This window comes from Pseudomonas juntendi (genome assembly GCF_009932375.1).
GTDB lineage: Bacteria > Pseudomonadota > Gammaproteobacteria > Pseudomonadales > Pseudomonadaceae > Aquipseudomonas > Aquipseudomonas juntendi.
On sequence record NZ_BLJG01000059.1, the window covers coordinates 1 to 1307 of the forward strand.

At 59.8% G+C, this 1307-nt stretch carries 1 protein-coding gene; it reads right to left on the bottom strand.

All coding sequences use genetic code 11. The features are described from left to right. Positions 1–4: 4 nt before the first annotated feature. The gene (locus tag GYA94_RS08675; protein ID WP_003464938.1) at positions 5–1207 is read right to left on the bottom strand and encodes an ISL3 family transposase; all 1203 of its coding nucleotides are present in this window, start codon (positions 1205–1207) and stop codon (positions 5–7) included. Positions 1208–1307 lie beyond the last annotated feature (100 nt).

Below are 1307 nucleotides of genomic sequence, written 5' to 3' on the forward strand. Positions count from 1 at the left end.
AGGTTCATCGCGCTTTCCCGGGGAAGGCAGCCTTGATTTTCAGGAAAAAGTATTCCGAGTCCCGAAAACCATAGGCCATACGCTTGATCACCTTGATGCGGTTGTTGACGCCCTCAAGGACGCTGGTATGCATATGGAAGTTGGCACTGGCGAGGATGCCTCGGGCGTATTTGCGCAGGTTGCGAGCGAAGCGCTGTAGCGGCGCGAGGCCGCTGTCCCGGGCGTGCCGCAACCAGGTTCGCCAGCGGCGCCAGCCCTCTCGTACGCTGGGGGCGAACCAGACATCCTTCAGCGCATCCTTGAGGACATAGACCGTAGCCAGCGGCTGGTTGGCCGCGAGTAGTTCTTGAAGCTGCACGGCTTGTCCGTCCTTCAGGTTGTTGCGATTGCGCAGCAGCAGCCAGCGGCTTTGCTTGACCGCCTTTCGTGCCGGCTTGTCTTCGCGCAGGAGGTTGGCCTGGTCAACCCGGATACGGTCGATCACATCCCGACCGTAGCGCGCGACGACGTGAAACAGGTCGTACACCACTTCGGCTTGCGGGCAATGCTTCTTCACCTCCAAATCAAAAGCCGTGTTCATGTCCATGGCCACCGCCTCTATCTGCTGGCAGTGCTTGCCGAGCAATTCAAAGAACGGGCGGACCGCCTCGCGGCTGTTGCCGTGGCCGACCCACAATACCCGCGTTCGCTCGGCATCCATGATGACCGTGGCATAGCGATGCCCTTTGTGCAGGGCGAACTCGTCCATCACCAGGCGGCGGACACCGGTTGAATCGAAGTTGCCTACCTCGGCTTGAAGGCGTCGTTTATCGAGCGTTTTGAGGGTGTGCCAATGCAGGCCGGTGAGCTGGCTGACGTGGCTGATCGGCAGCAGCCGCAGCAAGCTTTCGAGCCATATCCGTAACCGCTGGGTCAGCCGAGATGCTGGCTCCAACCAGTCGATCCGCTCGGTCACCCGCCCACAACTCAGGCAATCGACTCGGCGCACTGGTAGTTGAAGCAGGACGCGCTGATCGAACAGATCACGATCACGCACCAGACGAATCCGGCGATCGTGAATCAACGGGCTGAACTGGCCACAACGCCCGCACTTAGGAAGAGAGCCGGCTTGAGGTTCAAGCTCAATGAGGAGGGTGTTATCGGTAGATGGGCGACAGGTAACGGCGTCGTAGCCTGGCCAGAAAGCGGCAAGATCAATAGGATGCACGGCGACAGCAGGGACAGGTGAAGGGTGTGTTTGGCGACTGCCAATTTACCTGCTTCCCTGACTGTCAACTCGCTCTTCCCCCAGACTCCGCGAAGAACCA